The following is a 2,875-nucleotide window of genomic DNA, read 5'->3' on the forward strand; positions in this document are numbered from 1 at the left end:
ACGAGCTGCCCGACCTGGCCGAGCGCATCCAGGTCTCGCTGCTCAACGTGCTGGAGGAGCGCGACATCCAGGTCAGGGGCTACAACCTGCGCCTGGCGTGCCGCGCCCGCGTTCCTGCGGTGGATCAGCCGTGGCCGGTTCGGCCGGCGCCGCGACTGGCCGAGAATCGAGCGACCGGATGCGCCATGGCAGGACAGGGTCTCGGCGGAACGGAGCGGTTGGCGCACGCGCAGCGCCACTCAGCTCTGCCGCCGGTGTCGGCTCGGCCGGGTCGAGCCCTCTTACACCATGCCGGAGTACCAAAGGGGCGGGCTGGCTAGCGCCGCCCTCGCCCAGCTACGCGCCGAGCACTCTGGACTGTCCTGGCACACCCTCGGCGGCCACCTCCGCGAATCCCGGCCCTTCTGGGCCGCCGTCGGCGAAAACGTGCCCGGCGGCTACCAGCAGCGCGAGGTCTGCCCGCACATCACGCCCGGCTGACCGTCCGGAGAGTACGATGCCAAACCCGCGCTCATGTACGTGACAAGAAACAGTTATCCGGTACATGACCGCCGGCCGGAGAGGGGCGACCTGCGGGTCCGTCGAGACGGTGGCCGCGCGACTCAGGAGCGTTATCCGGTACATCAGTGGTCAAGATCCACTGATTGTGGGTTTTGACCTTATGTGGGCCGGCCCCCAACGATGTCGTTCAACATCCCCGACTCCGGCATCGGTCAGCTCCTCATGCGGCGCGGTGTTGTCCCGGTGCGCTTTAGCGGGGCGCGATACTGCATCGGAACGGCCAGTGACGATAGGAGGCGTCCGCCGGCTCCTTAACGTGACTGGCCGTTCGGTTGCTGCTCAAGCCCCGACTCGCCGCAGGATATTGATCCCGGCGCCCCGGGGTCAATCAACCGTGATGACGAGCTTTCCGGGCGCGTTGCCCGCCGCCAGGTCACCCACCGCGGTGGAGGCCTCCGCCAGGGAGTATGTGCGCCCGACGGCCGGTCGCACGGTCCCGGCCTCGATGAGGTCGCGCAGCGCGTCCAGGTCGGCGGTGCGGGTCAGCGCGATCGGCGCCTCCAGGCGCTGGCGCGTGAACGGGGTGATCAGCCGGACGGCCAGCAGCCGGCTGAGCCCGCCGAACCACCGACCGCCGCCCTCGCCGCCGACGATGGCGAGCCGGCCACGCTCGGTGAGCAGCCCGCGCAGCATGGCCAGCGGCCGGATGCCCGCGATGTCGATGATCAGATCGTATGTCCCGGTGAGCGGCTCGCGCGTGTAGTCGATGACGGCCCGGGCGCCCAGTGACCGGACGAGGTCGGCCTTGGCCGTGCTGCACACGGCGGTGACGTGGGCGCCGCCGGCGACCGCGAGTTGCGTCGCGAAGCTGCCCACTCCGCCGCCGGCGCCGATGACCAGCACCTTCTCGCCGGCGGTGACCTGGCCGACGGCCCGCAACGCGGTCACCCCCGACACGGGTACGGCCGCCGCTTCGGTGAAGCTCAGGTTGGCAGGCTTGCGGGCGAGCTTGCCCGGGCGGGCGAGCGCGAACTGCGCGTACGCGCCGGTCGCCGCGCCGTACACCTCATCGCCGGGGCGGAACGCGGTCACGTTGGCGCCGACGGACTCCACGACGCCGGCCACGTCCATGCCCGGCACGCGGTTGCGGGGCCGGCGCAGGCCGAAGCCGAGGCGGCCGATGAGCGGCAGCCCGGTCATGATGTGCCACACGCCGTAGTCGACGCCGGCCGCTTGTACCCGGATCAGCACATCGTCGGCGCCGGGCGTCGGGATCGGGACCTCGCCGAGGCTCAGCATGTGCGGCGGGCCGTACTTGTCCTGGACGATCGCCCTCATGAGGGGTCTCCTTCGGTGTCGGGGTACTGGAAGACGTCGTCGAGTCCGACCCGGAACACCCGGGCGATGCGGAACGCCATCTCCAGCGAGGGGGAGTAGCGACCCTGTTCGATCGCGATGATGGTCTGGCGGGTGACGCCGACCCGGTCGGCCAGCTCGGCCTGGGTCATCTCGTCGTGCGCGAACCGCAGGGCCCGGATCGCGTTGGTGACCTGCGTCGGCTTCACCACGTCTGGAAGCCGCCCTTGCGGTACGCCATGATCTTGGCAAACGAGCTGAGCACCGAGGACAGCACGAACGCCAGGTAGACGGCGTTGGCGATCCAGAAGTGGCGTAGCTCGGCGATGGCCATGACCAGTGCGGCGAGCGCGCCGATGACGAGGATCGACTGCCCGATGCGCTCACTGACCTGGTTGATCTCACGGTCGCGCTCGTCGGTGCGGTCGGCGCCGTGGCCGCCCGCGACAGCCATCGCGATGTGGGCCACGATCGCGGCGACGATGGCGCCACCGATGGTCCACAGCAGAGTTCCCGCGTAGGCGACGTCGGCGATCGGGCCTTCGCCGGCCCGGCCCAGGATGGTCACCACGTAGATCGTGTACGCGCCGATGGAGACCACGATCATCACCCAGGCGCGCTTTTCCTCGAAGGCCACGGCCACCCCTCATGTAAAACAAAGCTGACATCAACCAATGTAAAGCGCCCCGGACACCATGTCAAAGTTTATTTACATGCACGGTCGGCGACGCCATGGTGCCCGGCGCGGTGTCGCCGCAAAACGTCCACAGTCGGCCGGATGGCGCAGGTCGCACCGGCCCGCCCTCATCGGAAGAGCCGCAGGATCCGGTTCGCGCCGCTGGGCGGCACCCTCGCCGCCGCCCAGTGGCAGACGCTGCTCTTCCAGGCCCTCGCAGGCCACGGCCAGGCGCCGCTCGCGGTCCTCGTGCTGGTCCTGCTCCTGACCGGCCAAGGACTTCGTCGAGCTGGTCGGCGACGAGCCGGCCGCCTCGGCTGCCGACGCCGAACGCCGCAGGCA

Annotated in this window: 6 protein-coding genes; 2 read left to right on the forward strand and 4 right to left on the reverse strand. The window is 69.9% G+C overall.

Annotated elements, in window-relative coordinates:
• Positions 1-239, reverse strand: a 239-nt coding sequence (locus ABZ260_RS49440) for a hypothetical protein (protein WP_355632479.1), incomplete at its 3' end; no start/stop codon positions are given.
• 49 nt (positions 240-288) lie between these two features.
• Here ABZ260_RS49440 and ABZ260_RS49445 point away from each other — a divergent pair.
• Positions 289-480, forward strand: coding sequence for a hypothetical protein (locus ABZ260_RS49445; RefSeq protein WP_355632467.1), 192 nt, complete (start codon positions 289-291; stop codon positions 478-480).
• A gap of 405 nt (positions 481-885) precedes the next feature.
• Here the strand turns inward: ABZ260_RS49445 and ABZ260_RS49450 are convergent, their stop codons facing one another.
• From ABZ260_RS49450 to ABZ260_RS49460, 3 genes are read right to left on the reverse strand one after another with little or no spacing between them, the layout of a single operon-like run.
• Positions 886-1,839: an NAD(P)-dependent alcohol dehydrogenase gene (locus tag ABZ260_RS49450; RefSeq protein ID WP_355632470.1), complete on the reverse strand. Its 954-nt coding sequence runs from the start codon at positions 1,837-1,839 to the stop codon at positions 886-888.
• Positions 1,836-2,039, reverse strand: a complete 204-nt coding sequence (locus ABZ260_RS49455) for a helix-turn-helix transcriptional regulator (protein WP_281048031.1) — start codon at positions 2,037-2,039, stop codon at positions 1,836-1,838. The genes ABZ260_RS49450 and ABZ260_RS49455 overlap by 4 nt, the downstream gene beginning before the upstream one ends.
• A gap of 23 nt (positions 2,040-2,062) precedes the next feature.
• On the reverse strand, positions 2,063-2,494 hold the full coding sequence (locus ABZ260_RS49460; RefSeq protein WP_355632473.1) for a hypothetical protein: 432 nt from the start codon (positions 2,492-2,494) through the stop codon (positions 2,063-2,065).
• A 141-nt stretch (positions 2,495-2,635) separates the two neighbouring features.
• Here ABZ260_RS49460 and ABZ260_RS49465 point away from each other — a divergent pair.
• The coding region (locus ABZ260_RS49465; RefSeq protein WP_355632476.1) for a hypothetical protein at positions 2,636-2,875 on the forward strand (240 nt) is incomplete at its 3' end.

It is taken from the genome of Streptosporangium sp. NPDC006013 (assembly GCF_040614275.1).
Lineage (GTDB): Bacteria > Actinomycetota > Actinomycetes > Streptosporangiales > Streptosporangiaceae > Streptosporangium.

Coding starts and splice junctions, on each gene's coding strand:
- ABZ260_RS49445 (WP_355632467.1), top strand. CDS start 289: ATGCCGGAGTACCAAAGGGGCGGGCTGGCTAGCGCCGCCCTCGCCCAG.
- ABZ260_RS49450 (WP_355632470.1), bottom strand. CDS start 1,839: ATGAGGGCGATCGTCCAGGACAAGTACGGCCCGCCGCACATGCTGAGC.